The sequence below is a fragment of the Nocardia brasiliensis IFM 10847 genome (assembly GCF_000710915.1).
Lineage (GTDB): Bacteria > Actinomycetota > Actinomycetes > Mycobacteriales > Mycobacteriaceae > Nocardia > Nocardia brasiliensis_A.
Genome location: NZ_BAUA01000200.1, coordinates 24,945 through 39,150, shown reverse-complemented (window position 1 = coordinate 39,150; position 14,206 = coordinate 24,945). Strand labels below are relative to the sequence as shown.

13 protein-coding genes and 1 pseudogene are annotated in these 14,206 nt (G+C 68.3%); 5 read left to right on the top strand and 9 right to left on the bottom strand.

Going from position 1 to position 14,206, the window contains the following annotated elements:
* Positions 1–250 (top strand): annotated as a pseudogene (locus NBRGI_RS39725) (sterol desaturase family protein); the annotation flags it as partial.
* A 46-nt stretch (positions 251–296) separates the two neighbouring features.
* On the top strand, positions 297–1,433 hold the full coding sequence (locus NBRGI_RS39720) for an LLM class flavin-dependent oxidoreductase (protein WP_148311143.1): 1,137 nt from the start codon (positions 297–299) through the stop codon (positions 1,431–1,433).
* Here the strand turns inward: NBRGI_RS39720 and NBRGI_RS39715 are convergent.
* The 5 genes from NBRGI_RS39715 to NBRGI_RS44695 form a co-directional block, all read right to left on the bottom strand.
* A complete protein-coding gene (locus NBRGI_RS39715) occupies positions 1,421–2,203 on the bottom strand; it encodes a MerR family transcriptional regulator (RefSeq protein WP_029902957.1) in 783 nt (260 codons plus the stop codon). The genes NBRGI_RS39720 and NBRGI_RS39715 overlap by 13 nt on opposite strands.
* 31 nt (positions 2,204–2,234) lie before the next feature.
* Complete coding sequence (locus tag NBRGI_RS39710) at positions 2,235–2,996, bottom strand: alpha/beta fold hydrolase (RefSeq protein ID WP_029902954.1); 762 nt, start codon at positions 2,994–2,996, stop codon at positions 2,235–2,237.
* 55 nt (positions 2,997–3,051) lie between these two features.
* Positions 3,052–3,372: a hypothetical protein gene (locus NBRGI_RS39705; RefSeq protein WP_029902953.1), complete on the bottom strand. Its 321-nt coding sequence runs from the start codon at positions 3,370–3,372 to the stop codon at positions 3,052–3,054.
* Between the two features lie 102 nt (positions 3,373–3,474).
* On the bottom strand, positions 3,475–3,963 hold the full coding sequence (locus NBRGI_RS39700) for a hypothetical protein (RefSeq protein ID WP_148311142.1): 489 nt from the start codon (positions 3,961–3,963) through the stop codon (positions 3,475–3,477).
* A gap of 83 nt (positions 3,964–4,046) precedes the next feature.
* Positions 4,047–4,697: a papain-like cysteine protease family protein gene (locus tag NBRGI_RS44695; RefSeq protein WP_051728393.1), complete on the bottom strand. Its 651-nt coding sequence runs from the start codon at positions 4,695–4,697 to the stop codon at positions 4,047–4,049.
* A gap of 347 nt (positions 4,698–5,044) precedes the next feature.
* Here NBRGI_RS44695 and NBRGI_RS39690 point away from each other — a divergent pair, with 347 nt between their 5' ends.
* On the top strand, positions 5,045–5,863 hold the full coding sequence (locus tag NBRGI_RS39690; RefSeq protein ID WP_200882289.1) for a C1 family peptidase: 819 nt from the start codon (positions 5,045–5,047) through the stop codon (positions 5,861–5,863).
* Between the two features lie 48 nt (positions 5,864–5,911).
* On the opposite strand, the gene NBRGI_RS39685 is transcribed toward NBRGI_RS39690, so the two are convergent.
* On the bottom strand, positions 5,912–6,922 hold the full coding sequence (locus NBRGI_RS39685) for a hypothetical protein (RefSeq protein WP_029902949.1): 1,011 nt from the start codon (positions 6,920–6,922) through the stop codon (positions 5,912–5,914).
* A 238-nt stretch (positions 6,923–7,160) separates the two neighbouring features.
* On the opposite strand from NBRGI_RS39685, the gene NBRGI_RS39680 reads away from it, so the two are divergent.
* Together NBRGI_RS39680 and NBRGI_RS39675 are read left to right on the top strand one after the other, a co-directional pair.
* Entirely contained in the window at positions 7,161–8,333 is a 1,173-nt protein-coding gene (locus tag NBRGI_RS39680; protein WP_029902948.1) for an aminotransferase class V-fold PLP-dependent enzyme, read from the top strand.
* A 102-nt stretch (positions 8,334–8,435) separates the two neighbouring features.
* Positions 8,436–9,581, top strand: coding sequence for a beta-mannosidase (locus tag NBRGI_RS39675; protein WP_029902947.1), 1,146 nt, complete (start codon positions 8,436–8,438; stop codon positions 9,579–9,581).
* A 6-nt stretch (positions 9,582–9,587) separates the two neighbouring features.
* Here NBRGI_RS39675 and NBRGI_RS39670 read toward each other — a convergent pair whose 3' ends face one another.
* From NBRGI_RS39670 to NBRGI_RS39660, 3 genes are read right to left on the bottom strand one after another with little or no spacing between them, the layout of a single operon-like run.
* On the bottom strand, positions 9,588–11,246 hold the full coding sequence (locus NBRGI_RS39670; RefSeq protein WP_029902946.1) for a glycosyltransferase family 39 protein: 1,659 nt from the start codon (positions 11,244–11,246) through the stop codon (positions 9,588–9,590).
* On the bottom strand, positions 11,243–12,712 hold the full coding sequence (locus NBRGI_RS39665) for a glycosyltransferase (protein ID WP_029902945.1): 1,470 nt from the start codon (positions 12,710–12,712) through the stop codon (positions 11,243–11,245). Before NBRGI_RS39665 ends, NBRGI_RS39670 begins: the two co-directional genes overlap by 4 nt.
* Positions 12,709–14,205 (bottom strand): exosortase/archaeosortase family protein, encoded by a 1,497-nt coding sequence (locus tag NBRGI_RS39660; protein WP_051728392.1) that lies wholly within the window; start codon positions 14,203–14,205, stop codon positions 12,709–12,711. Before NBRGI_RS39660 ends, NBRGI_RS39665 begins: the two co-directional genes overlap by 4 nt.
* Position 14,206 lies beyond the last annotated feature (1 nt).

The window sequence follows — 14,206 nt, the reverse complement described above, 5'->3', positions numbered from 1 at the left end:
CCATCTGAAGTGGGCCGGTATCGGTGACGTCAACTTCGGCCTGTTCACCCTGCTGTGGGACCACCTGTTCCGCACCTTCTCCTACGACCCGGACCGCCGCTTCACCAGCACCCACCTCGGCATGGCCGCCAAACCCGACTACCCGGTCGACTACCTCGCCCAACTCACCTACCCGTTCACCCCCGCGGGTGGCTGCACGACCTCGGTAACCCGCGCAATCCCGGGACGGGGCCGACGCCGGTCGGGATAATCGGGGGAATGCTCGGCGCGGGCATGCTGGTCGAGAGGGGGCGCCGGTGTCGAAGGCACGATCGTTCGCAGTGGGCACGATGGCCGGGGTCAATCCGCCGCTGAGCGCCGGGCGCTTCGTGGTGCGGATGGCCCGGCTGGGCAAGCTCGATTCGGTACTGACCCCGGATCATCTGATCAGCATCTTCCCGCGCGCCATCTGGGATACCGACTTCACCCCGCAGGCCAAGACGATCGCCAGCCCGGACGAGCAGTTCGATTACGCTCCGCTGCTGGCACATCTGGCGGCCGGGGCCGGGCGGGTGCAGTTGGGCGTCGGCGTGGTGGACCCGCATCGCCGGCATCCGGTACTGCTGGCACAGACGTTCGCCACACTCGCGCACATGACCAAGGCCCCGCCCATTCTCGGCATCGGCTCGGGCGAGCGGGAAAACCTCGACCCGTACGGGTTCACCTGGAATCGCCCGGTCGACCGCCTCGAGGAGGCACTGCAGGTGATCCGCGCGGCACTCACCTCGGCCGAACCGCTCGAGTTCACCGGGAAGTACTACCGAATCGACCGGGCCCCAATGGATCTGAAGCCGCCGCCGGGCCGGATGCCACAGATCTGGATCGGCGCGCACGGCCCCCGGATGCTCGAGCTGACCGGACGATACGCCGACGGCTGGTATCCGTGGGAGACCCAGTCCCCGCCGGAATACGAGCGAAGACTGCGACTGGTGCACACCGCCGCCCGGGCCGCCGGCCGCGACCCGGACGCGATCGTCCCCGCACAGATGATCCAAATGCTCACCGCGCGAACTCATTCGGGACTCCGGCGGCTGCTGCGCGCACCTGCGGTTCGCTATCTCGGCTTGCTCGCGCCGGACGCCGTGTGGGCGAGCTGCGGCGCGAAACATCCGTTCGGCGAGGGCTTCCGCGGGCTCCTCGATCTGATGCCGCACCAGCTGACCAGAGCCGAGGTGCGGGCGGCGATCGCGGAGGTACCCGACGAGGTACTGCACGAGTGGCTCATGATCGGCACTCCCCCAGAGATTCTGAGCCGTATTCGCGCCCTGTCCGACGCGGGTTTGCGACATGCCATCGTCTTTCCCACAGCCGCTTTGGTTTCCGGCGCGGACGCGGCCTTCGGGTACGGCGTCGTACTGTGGCTGGCGGCGCGCCTGCGGCGTCAGGCGGGGTGAGCGGGCGGATCGACCCGGCCGACCTTGGTCCACCCGGTCCAGCCGCGCTCCCGGAGCAATTCGACCAGCCGCCGCGCAGGCGGCGCGGCCGCGAAGGCGAAGGCGTCCAGCAGCTCGGCCAAGCCGGGCGCGATATCGAGGTCGTCGACATGCGCCGGGCCCTGCGTATCCGCGATCCGGGCGAGGTATCCCGCCATTTCGTCGGCCGATTCGACCAGGCCCTGGTCGTCGGTCACGTCGAGAGCCCGGCCCAAAGTCAGGTAGAAGTCCAAGAACTCCGGGGCGTCGAGCTGTACCTGCTTGCGCGCCAACCACTCCGCAATTCGCTCCGGCGCCTGCGCCGCCAGCGGAATCCACCCGTCTCGTTCGACCGCGACGATCCGCTCGTCCACGCCCAGCGCCCGCAATCGGTCGAGGTACTCGACCACCTCGGCGGGCAGCGCCAAACCGTCCCCGGCGACGAGGCGGGCGATCTGGCGCCGATGCCGTTCGCGCTCCCGGATCTCCGCGCGCAACCGCGCGTCGACCTGCGCGATGGCTTCGGCGAACGCCGCGGGACCGGCCTGCATCAGCTCCGCGACGCGCGCCAGCGGCACCCCGGCCTCGGCGAGAGTCCGGATCTTGATCAGCGCGATCACGGCGGCCGCGTCGTAGCGCCGATAGCCGGACTGGTCGCGAACCGGTTCCGGCAACAATCCTTTCGCGTGATAGTGCCGCACCGCGCGCACCGTGACGCCCGCGTGCGCGGCCAGTTCGCCGATGGTCAGCATCGGACCAGTCTCCCGGTCCCGGCGCATCGCGTCATCCAGTCGCCGCCGTGTTCCGGATGAGCCGGGCGATATCCGCGGGATGGGTGCGGACCAGGCGATGATCCGCGTCCAGCCAGGACACGGCGATATCCGGCCGGGCGCGCAGGAGTCGCTCGATCCCGGCCCGCCACAGCCGATTGTGGCGCGCGGCGCGGCGCACACCGGTCTCGCCCGCGATCGTGGTCGACATGATCATGCTGATCGGGCAGTCGATCGCGCGGTAGCGGTCGAGAATATCGGCGCGGATCATATCGATCTCGAGGTTCAGGTCGAAGACCTCTGTGGCGGTGAGCAGCACCGATCCAGACACCGAATCCGCTGCCATGGCACGGAATTCCGCCAGATCGGCCGGTCCGATGAACGGTTCCGGCAGCGGATTCGCCCCGTCGACGAGGACGAGCTCGGCGACGGCACCGGGGTACCGGGCGGCGTAATGCACGGCCAGGTCAGCGCCCAGCGAATACCCCACCAGCACCGGCGACGCCAGACCACGATCCGGCAGGTGGGCCAGTACCGCGACGAGATCGCCGAGGAAGGCCTCGAACGTGTACCGCGCGCCGGGCGAACTCGCGCCGTGGCCGCGCAGGTCGAAGCTCACCACGTCGTACTCCTGCCGCAGCAACGCGATCAACTCTCCCAGTTCGCGCCGGGTCGTCAGCAGCCCGGGACACAGGACCAGAGGGCGCCCATGACCACCGCGCGACACGGAGAGCGTGACTACGCCGTTGGGTACCGTCCAGTGTTCGATGTTCATGCCGACCAGCCTGCGGCGTTGACCCTGCGTCAGAGTCAAGCTCTGGGGCGGCCGGTCAGTCGGGCGGCTCGACCGGCTCGATCGGCTCGTCCTCCTCGAGCTCGGTGCGGACCGCGCCGAGCACGGCCCGCAACTGCGCGAGGTCGGCACCGGTACACGCCTCGAGGTCGTCGGGGAACAGGGTGCCGGTGTGGCGGCGCTTGATCTCGCGGATCTGCTGGGCCGCTTGCTGATCGCACACTTCGTGCGCCATCTCCTCCAACCGCGGCACTATGCGGTCGAACCAGGTCCCCCCGGCGGACCGGTGCGCTGCCGCGCTCTGCCGCGCGGCCACGGCGTCGGCCGAGGTGGCCGTCGGGTACTGTTCGCGCTCCACCCCTCAAGGGTGACCGAATTCCGACACGACTGTCCCAGGAACAAGCTTCATTGCTGAGGGATTGCCCGGCACCCACCCCCGCGGTCCCGCGGGCGGCGGCCGCTACGGAACTCTGCGCCCGAAGTCGGCGCGTAATGCCGCGGCGTCGAATTCCCTACCCACCAAGCCCGGTAGCGCCCCGGAGGACAGCACCGTGGCCTTCTTAGGCGTCCACGCGAACCACGTGTGGGTCGGATAGTCGAGCAGAAGCCGGGCCTCGGCGGGCCGCGGCAGGTTCGTTTCCTCCACCCCGGTCGCCATGGCGCGGGGCCGATACGGCGGGCGCGGCTCCAGCTGCACGGTGTCGGCATCGCGGCCGGGAATCCGCACCGGCACAGCGATATACGACTCGATACCGGCCTGTTCGAGATCGTCGGCCCGGTCGGCGCGCGGGTCGGTCGCGTACACCACGACCGGTGCGCCGACCCGCTGCAGTCGCACCGTCGCACCGTCTGCGGCGGGGTCCTGCGAGCGCAGGAACGAGCCCGCGAGGCGCTGCGCCGCCGGTGCGTCGATCGCTCGGTCGATCGCCGCCGGGTCCGGCTCGTTCACCCAATTCTTCGCCGGTGCCGCATGATTCGCGCAGCCAGCCAGAACCAGACCTGCCGCCATCATGATCGCGACGCGCCGGCCGTTCATCGGGCCGCGATGCCGTAGTCCTCGCCGAACCACACCCAATCCGCGTTCTGGGTATACGAATCGATGGCCTGGGTGACGCTGCGGCGCGAGCTCGGCCAAGGATCGCCGTAGGTAATGGTGCCCGCGTCCACGTCGAAGCCGTAGATGACCTGGGCGTGTCCGCCGCCGGCCGCCCACGCGATACCGGTGAGAATCGGCCGGTTGGCCGAGATCTCGTCGACCACCTTCGTCATCGACAGCGGCGCGCCGACGGCCGCGCCGAAGCCGATCTTCCGGAACGCGGCCGCGATCTCCTCGAGCGAGGCCTGCTGATCAGGGCAGCTGCCGGCGGCGTCGGCACCGTGCACCAGTGCGCAGTACTGACTTTGACTGATCGGCCTGTGCAGGTACGTCGCGATGGACGAGCCGTCGGCGGCCCAGCACCACTGCGCCGCAGTCTGCGTCTGCTGCAGATACGGCAGGGTCTGGGCGCCGAAGACGGCCGAGCGCGGTTCCGGTACCGGCGGCAGGCCGGGCGTCACCACCAAGCCGTAGGAACGTCCCGCGGCCCATTCGGACCGGTCCGGATCGGCGGTCGCGGATCCGTGCACCGTGAGCGCCAGGCACAGAGCGGCCGGACCGCACAGCAGTTTCCATTTCGATGCCACAGCTCGTCCTTCCGAATCCCCCTGCCACTTCCCGGCGGAAATGTACTGGCACGCTACACATTCCCATTTCCGGCCGCAATATGTTCGCCGGCAGCGGCGGCAATTTTGGGCGAGTTGCCTGAATTTACTTGCGAGACATTACCGTTAACGGTTCCTTAAATGAATCACAGTGAGTTATACGTTGCCGCCGCGCGAACGACGTGAAACACTCCGTGTTCAGTTCGCTGCTAGTTCCATCTGGAAGCGGTCGATCACGCACTCCCCTACCCGTTCGACGCTTCCCGTCCATTTATTCGGCTGGAGGAACCTTGCAAAAATCGCGCTTATCCACTGCGGTCGTCTGCGCAGTGGGGATCAGTCTCGCCCTGCCCGCCCTCGCGCACGCGGAGCCGGAGAAACCCGAAATCGCCCATCACGCGTTCGGTCTCGATCGGACCGCTGCCCGCGACAGCCTCAGCCGGGACACCACCGTGGGCCTGGCCCTGCCGGTCCAGGTGGGCGCGATCGGAGCGCCGCCCGCCTCGTATTCTTTGCGGCAGTATGCATTACCGCCTGGCGATCAGGGGCCGGTCGGCTCGTGCGTCACCTGGGCGACCGGTTACACCGGGTACGGCATCCTGATGCACGAACAGCAGATCGCCGGCAGCCCGATGGCGCCGATGTTCATCTATTCGCAGATCGCGAAGGGCGATGACGAAGGCACCTACGCCGGTGTCGCGTTGCCGCTGGAGCAGCAACAGGGCATAGACACCAAATCCGACTATTGGCAGGGCGATTTCGACTATACGACCCAGCCCGACGCGGCCGAGCGCGCGAATGCCGCGCACTACAAGCTGTCCGGCGCCAAAGACCTCACCAAGGGCGATATCGTCGCGAACATCAAGAGCGCGATCGCCGCGGGCCTGCCGGTGCCGTTCGGCTTCGAGGTCAGGGAAAGCTTCGAAAGCCTGGATGCCGCCAACAGCAATTACAATCCGTCGCGCAGCGAGCGAATTCTCGGCGGACACGAGGTCACCATCGTGGGCTACGACGCCAAAGGCGTGACGATCGAGAACTCCTGGGGTTCGAACTGGGGCGCCAACGGGTTCTTCACCGCTCCATGGTCTTTCATCACGGGTAGCGACGTGAACGAGATCCATTCGATGGGCCGGCTCACCCCCGCCTGATCGTCGTAGGACGGCGGCGCCATGGCGGACGATCCGCCGTGGCGCCGCTCATTTCGGCGGCAACTCGCCCAGTTTCGACAGCGCGCCGCGGTGCAGATGCTCGATGATGTTGCGCGGCTTGTTCTTCGGATCGCTACGGTAGTACGCGGCACCGGACTCGTACACGACGTAGGCCGCACCGCCGTAGACCGACATACCCTCCGACATACTCGGCGCCCGGAAGCACGACAGGCGCGCGGTATCGAGCATGCGGTCGCCGGCGCCGCGCCGGACCACATAGATATTGCTGCGATTGGGCCGGCCATAGGACGTGCTGTACAGGAACAGATCGTCGGTGACGGCCAGACCCTGCGTCTTCTTGGGCACCTCCCACGGACCCTCCCGACCCGTCAGCTCCCCGTTCGGGCCGACCCGGTAGGAATACATCGCTCCCCTGGTATCGGTCTCGAACTGCCCGGTCCACAACGAGTCGCCGTACTTGCCGAGGAATGAAGACCCACCGTCGACGACGATGTCGTCCCCCACCTGCGCCAGCTGGGCCGAATTGCTGATCGCAGCACGCAACCGGCCCAACGAGTACTTCCGGACCCGCTTGCCCTGACTGCCGGACACATACGCCCAGCCCTGCTGCTCGAAAACCGCGATACCGCCCGCATGGGTCGCGTCGATCCGCGCGGCGCCGACTCGGCGGCCCGTCTTCGCGTCGAGGCCGATGATGTAGGCATCGTCCTGGCTCTTCGGCGCGTATGCGGTGATCAGCAGCAGGTCGTCGGTGCCGTTCCAGCGCGACCAAGTGGCCAGGCCCTGCGGGACGTGGGTATCGAGATCGGGCACGGTATGACTGCCCGCGAAGTGCTCGTCGTAGGTGTCCGAGGCACGTGGACCGTTGTAGAAGGAACTTTCGGATGTCACGTGGTCGTCGCAGGTGATGGTGGCGTCCGGCGCGGGTTCGCGCGCGGCGGCGAGCGTCGGCACGGCGAGCGCGACGGCCGAAAGCAGTGCGACCACACCGCCTCTCGTCACGGTTCTGCGCTCGGTGCTGTGTCGATCGATGGTCATACGGTCATCGCTCCCTCGCCGGTCGGCAGATCCTCGCGTAACACGTCGGGCCGGCGCTCGGCCGCCCGGCAACCATGCTGCGATCCTGGGATCGTTCCCGCAATGGCTGGCGCACCAGCGCGACCGCACCTCCGTTGTGCACTGTGCCGAAAGCCGCCCGAGATATGTGGACACGCTGACCACTTAGCCGTAGGCTGCCATAAATGGACATCACGTCCACTTTATCGGAGGGTAAGCGATGACCGGATCATTCGCAGCAGACGTCGGCACTCCTCTTGCGCGTGCCCACTTTCCGGCGACACAGCGGTGGACCTACCTCAATCACGCGGGCATCTGCCCGCTCCCACAGCCGTCGGTCGACGCGATGCACCGGCGTGCGACCGAGGTGTCCCTGGACGGCGAATTCACCTACGCGGCGCACAGTGCGGAGATCGAACGGGTACGGTCGGCGGCGGCGCGGCTGCTGGGAGTACCACGGACCGACGTCGCGTTCGTGAAGAACACCACGACCGGGCTCGGCATGATCGCCAACGGACTCGACTGGTCGCCCGGTGACCGGGTGGTCGTGCCGGATCTGGAATTCCCGTCCACCCTGTATCCCTGGCTCGCGCTGGCCGATCGCGGCGTGGTGGTGGATCGGGTCCGGCCCGTGGGACCGGGCGGGAAACTCCCGATCGAGGCGTTCGCCGAACGCATCCAGGCGGGACCGCCGCCGAAACTCGTCGTCACCAGCTGGGTGCAGTTCGGTCGCGGCTGGCGCGTCGACCTGGCCGAACTGGGCCGGATATGCGAAGCGGCCGGAACTCTGCTGTGCGCGGACGTGATCCAGGGCCTCGGCGTGATCCCGGCCGAACTGGCACGCTGGGGCGTCGATTTCGCTATGGCGGACGGGCACAAATGGCTGCTCGGTCCGGAGGGCAGCGGCGTGCTGTACGTCCGCGGTTCCCGGCTGGAGTTGCTGCGTCCTCTGGAACCGGGCTGGAATTCGGTCGCGCATCGGGAGGACTGGGACAACCTCGAGCTGGTATTCGACGACACCGCACGACGATTGGAAGGCGGCATGCCCAATGTCACCGGCATCGCCGCGCTGGGCGCCTCGATCGATCTGCTGCTCGACGCGGGCATTGCCGCCATTTGGGCGCACGTCGATCAGCTGTGCGAGCAGGCGTGTGCGGAACTCACCTCGATCGGCGCGACGGTGCTGACCGATCGTTGCCCCGAGGGCCGCTCCGGGATCGTCTCGGTACATCTCGACGGAGCCCCGATCCCCTTGCTGGCCAGTCGCTTACAAGCCGAAGGCATCGCCGTCTCCGCCCGGGCGGGCGGGTTGCGCGTCTCGCCGCACGGCTACAACACCACCCAGGACATCGACCATTTGGTGCGCACCCTGGCCGCCCTGATCCGCAGCTGAGGACCAGCACGGCGACGCGCGGCCGCATGCGGGGTGCGGCCGGGGTCGCGGGCGCTGTGGTGGAATGGCCGAGTGGGACCCGACCGCGGGCGCGGACCCGCCATGACAACCGCTCGCTTCCTCGCGGCGCTGCTGCTCGGCACCGCGCTCACCGGCTGCGCCGAACGCGGCCCGGAATCCGTCCCGTTGACACCGTCCACCGAATCGATGGTGAGCGCACCGCCGGCCGAGGCGGTGGTCGGCCGCGACGGCAGTACCCTGCTGCTGCGCGGACAGCCCTGGTGGCCCGCCGGTTTCAACGCCCCGCAGCTGGCCACCAATTGGGCGATCAATATCGGATGTGGCGCACAGGTCGATCTCGACGACTATTTCGGCAAGCTGCCGCCGAACGCACTGACCCGGGTCGGCATCTTCCAGGCCCTCGCCGTCAGCAAATCGACGGGGCGACTGGACTTTTCGGCCGCCGACGCGGTGTTCGCGGCGGCCCAGCGGCATGGTCAGCTGCTCCTGCCGGTGCTCGTACCGCAGAACGGTGACTGTGACGACCAGACGTTCAAGCAGCGCAGCTGGTATGTGCGCGGCTGGACCGAGACGACGCCGATACCCGGGCGCAACGTGCTCAGCACTCGCGAATGGATCACCACCGCCGTGCACCGGTGGCGCAGTTCGCCGGTGGTCGCGGGCTGGGAGGTCGTCGGCGAGCCGGAGCCGAGCATGTGCGGGGCGGGCAACTGCTCCGAACGGGCCCGCAGCTGTCCGCGCGACGCCGCGCTGGTGTTACGCCGGTTCATGGACGATTCCGGCGCGGTGATCCGCTCCCTCGACCCGCAGCGCCTGATCTTCGCCGGCTTCATCGGCGGCGGCCAATGCGGCACGGCCGGTACCGAATACGCGGATGTCGGGATGTCGCCGCAGATCGATGTGCTGGAGTACCACGACTACTCCGACGACGACGTCGTGCTGCCGGGCGACCAGCGCGACGGGCTGGCGACCAGGCTGCGGCAGGCGCGAGAACTCGGAAAACCGTTGCTGGTGGCCGAGATCGGCGAGCACGCGGGATCCTGCCGTAGCCTGTCGGCCCGTCGTGACAGCATCGCGACGAGCATGGCGGGCCAGCGCGCCGCGGGCTCGGCGGGTGCGCTGGTCTGGGCGTTCGTGCCCGACCCCCGGCCCGAGCAGTGCACCTTCGACGTCGGCCCCGACGATCCGCTCTGGTCGCTGATCGCCGAGCGGATCACCGTCGGCTGAGCCCGTTCAGGACGCGCCCAGCACCCGGTACAACCGCCAATCGGGCTCGCCCGCACCATCGTTGGGCACCTCCAGGGTCAACGTGGCGATCTCCGCGCCGTTCTCGTAGAGCGTCGGATAACGCCGGTTGACCGCGTCCGATACGCCGCGCCCCGTGGCGGGCACCGCGAGGATGTACCGCACACCGCGTTCGGCGGGCCGGTTGAGCACCCGCACGAAATCCCGATCCGAGGGCACCACGAACTGGTCCGGGCGCGCCGAGGCGATCACCACCGAGAACCCGTAGACGGTGTCCATCAGCACCGACCCGCGCGGCAGGTTCATCGCATCGAGGTACTCGGCGACCTTGCGTCCGGTGCCGAAGGTCGCGGCGATCCGGCGTTTGTCGGCGTAGCGCGGGGAAGCATTGTCCCGCTGCGGAAACACGACGGCCCCGAGGGCGTACTCCTGCACCGCGAGGTCGTGGTTGTTCATCCCCGCGACGGTCACCGGCAGTCCCGCCCCCAGCAGCACCACGGTTGCGACCAACGCCGCCACCGGCGCGTTGCGCCGCGGTGGCAGGGCGAGGGCGTGCGCGCCCGGACGGTGGCTCGGCGGCCGATCGCGTGCCGGTGCGATACACAGGGCGAGCACTGCGGCCAACGGGATGGCGGCCACATAGAAGCGCAGGAACGCGAACGTCGACCCGGACAGGTAGCTCATCGTCTGGAAGGCGAGCACCGCGCCGCACAGCAGGATCGCGACGGCCACCGCCAGATCCCGTCTGCGCGCCGCGAGCGCGCAGGCGAGCGGCAGCAGCAACGGCAGCGCGGGACCGAGGACCAGCACCGAGGCGATCGAATAGTGCAGCGCCGCGGTCTTTTCCGCAGCCGACGTGGCGCCCGACTGGGCGAGGATGGCGGTGTTGCCGTACTGCGAGGTGAACTGTTGAAACGCCTGGCCGGTGATCAACCAGCTCGTCCCCGCCCACACCATGAACGCCAGCGTGATCGGGGCGAGTAGTACCACCAGATCCATTGCGACACCGGACCATCGGTGCTCGGTGCCGCGCCTGCGCCGGCCACTCAGCACACCGACGAGCAGGGCCGCGGCGGCCGCGGGGGCGACCGCGTCGTAACGGGTCAGGTAGGCGAGGCCGAGCGCGATACCGCAGGCGGTGAGATCGTGCGCGCCGTCGGTGTGCACCCAGCGCATCAGCCTGCGCACCGCCCAGCACAGGCAGAACAGGAACGGGGCCTCGCTCATGCCGTTGCCACCGTAGAACACGATCATCGGGTTCAGCGTGAAAAGCGCTGTGACGCAGAGGGTCAGCCACAGCGGCGCGGCCCGGTCGGCACCGATGCCGTAAATCATGGCGGCGGCGCCGCCCATGAACAGTGCCGACATCAGCACGCCGGACAGTCCCCAGGTGGTGATCGCCGGTAGCAGCGGTTCGAACGCGACCATCGGCAGCTGGGCCAGCGACGTCAGCGGTGTGAAGACGAAGCCGATGGCGGACAGGTGCGGATCTCGACTGAACAGGGCCGCCTGGGTCGCCGAGACCCGGCTCAGCGCATCGCCCATCAGGAAGCCGCGGCCTGCGGTCAACCAGGTGCCGGTGACCAGGTAGAGCAGCGTGGCCGCGCCGAAGATCACGACTGGTGCACGCACCCGTCCGGCGGTCATTTCGCCGCCTCCGACGACGTGCCGAGGCCGTGAAAAGTCTTCTCCCAGTAGGACGGATTGCGCAGCAGCTGCCAGCACCCCTTGGTCGCGGCGATGCTCATCAGCAGCCAGTACAGCGGCGAGGTGAGGCAGGCCACCAGCAGGTCGGGGCGGTTGTTCTCCCGGCAGGCCAGCAGATTCATGTAGATCGTCGCGGCGTTCCCGATCACCAGCGCGATCAAGGCGGGGAAATAGACGACGGCGGGGAACAGCTTGCCGATCACGGTGGGCTGTCCGAGGATCCAGGCGATGCTGATGAACCAGAACACCAGATTCAGGCAGGCGATGATCGGCGTGCCCGCGAGGATCAGGGTGAACCGGACGAAGCTGACCGTACCGATGCTGCGCCACAACCGGATCGGCCGCCGGGTGTGCACCAGCCAGCTCTGCAGGTAACCCTTGTACCAGCGCGACCGTTGCCGGACCCAGTTGATCGGATCGGGATTGGCCTCCTCCAGCGTGACCGAATCGATGACCGCGGTCGAGTATCCCGAGGCGGCGATGCGCACGCCCAGGTCGGCATCCTCGGTGACGTTGTACGGATCCCAGGCGCCGATCGCGGTCACCACCTCGCGATTGAAGTGATTCGAGGTGCCACCCAACGGAATCGGCGCGCGGCTGCGCATCAACCCGGGCAACAGGAACCCGAACCACAGCCCGTAGTCCATGGTGAACCAGGCGGTGAGCAGATTCTGCTTGGCGTTGTGGAACGCGAGCTTGGCCTGGATGCAGACCACCGACGGCGGCAGTTCTGCGAAAGCCGCGACCACCCTGCGCAATTGGAGCGGATCGGGGATGTCCTCGGCGTCGTAGATCGTGACGATATCGCCGGTGGCGCGGTGCAGCCCGTAGTTGCACGCCTTGGGTTTGGTGCGCGGATCGGCCGCCGGGACCAGCACCACGGTGATGTGTTCGTGCCCGCCCGCACCTATTCCGGCGGCGCGCGCCGCGTCGATGGTCGGCCCGTCGTCCTCCTCCAGCAGCAACAACACCTGGAGACGGTCGCGTGGATAGTCGATGGCGCTCAGCGCGCCGATGAGATCGCCCACCACCTCCGGCTCACCATATGCCGGAACCAGGATGGTGTAGGGCGGCAGTTCGGCGTCGGCGAGCGCGCGGGCGCGGTCGTCGTCCACGGTCATGATGGCGTCGCGGTCCATGCCGCGCGCGAAGATCAGGATGCGATCGCCCAGCACCGCCAGATAGCCGAGCGTGCACACCGCGACGAGCACGGTCAACGTTTGCAGCGGAAACACCGCCGCACAGCCCAGGACCACGAGCAGCGCGCACAGCAGCGTGTTGCGCTGCCACGGCAGGAATGCGACCGACGCCGAGGCCAGTGGATCGGACTCCCGCAACCCGTGCACCGCCGAATGCAGCGCACGGGCCTTGAACGGCTCGGATTCGGGATCGAGTGCGGCCGTCACGACTGCTCGGTCCTGGCGCGCACGATGTTCTGGGCGAGTGTCGTCAGCATCTCCCGGTCCTTGTGCTCGGAATCGGCTGCCACCGAACTGGATTGCGAGTCCAGGACGATGGCGTTGCCCCGCAGGAACTGGTTCATCAAATTGTCGAAGTTCGCCGTGATCGAGCGTTGCGGCACCGGGAACTCCGCTTCCGGCAGGTGGTTGTCGGCCGCGATCAGGCTGATCCGTTCCGCGCCGCCCTCGCCACTCCAGTTCCAGCTCAACCAGGTCCAGCTCAGCAGCCTGCGGTCGTCGAGCACGGTGTTGAGGCGCGCGGTGATGCCGTGCCCGAGGTCGATCAGCGCCGGCGGGCTGATCCGCGGCTGCACCAGCCGATAGAGCACGAACTCCGGGTAGCGGTCGATCGCGTCGCCGTCGCTGGAACGCACCGTGTCGATCGCCACCCGGCGGCGCCGGGATTCCTTGTCCCAGTCGGGATTACCCCGTTCGGCCCGGATCATCCTGCGGGTGAACACCGCGTCCTGTCCGAGATACCTTCGCGCCCAGGGGTATTCCTGCTCTTTCAGAAGTTGCCAACCGGGCGGCGCTGAGTCCGGACGGGCGATCACCAGACCCGGCACCCGGGGAAAGCTCCGGTCGTAGTCGGCGGGCAGCGGGATGATGGCGAGCAGCACCGCGACGATCACCACGGTCAGTGCGGCACTGCGCGACTGGGCCGCCGTGAGCGGCTCCAGCTGCCGATCCAGCGGTTTCATCGATCGGCCGCGACGCACGTCGACATACATCACGAGGCAGACCGTGAACACCGCGACCACCGAGGGCACCGCCTGATACGCCAGGATCGGCGCCGCCGGGAACCACACCCGCAGCACCGCGAGGAGCACCCCGCCGAGCGCGAGCACACCCGCCGCGGCGACCGCGGCACGCGTGCGGGTGCGCGCCGACCCGATGCCCGCCGCGAAGGCCGCGAGCAGCACGGTGCCGACGCCGGCGGCGACCCGGTCGCCGCCCAGCGCGACCATGAGCAGCGCGTACGGCGGCGGGAAGGCCGCCAGCAACAGCAGCCAGGCGGGCCAGAACCGGAAAACCGGCCGCAGCCCGAACAGCAGCACGCACGCTGAGATCAGGAACAGCCACGCGGCCAGCACATCCAGGTGCAGCAGTTCGTACTGATAGCGGTAGCGGGGCACCAGCAGGCCGAGCACGGCGGCGCTCATGCCGAGCCCGATCAGTCCGACGATGATGTCGGTCTGCCGATCGTGGATCGGCAATTCCGGGCCGCGGCGCAGCGCGATGCCGACCGCGGCGAAACTCGCGAGCACCGGCAGGACATAGATATAGCCGAGATAGGAACCTTCCCGGATGTCCTGCACCAACTCGGCCCAGGTGAGCCAGAAGGCGGCGGCGGTGGCCACACCGATCAGCAGCGCCCACCGCAGGACCACGCCCGCGACCGTCGCGCGCGCGTGCCGGGGCCCCGCCGAGCGCGCCATC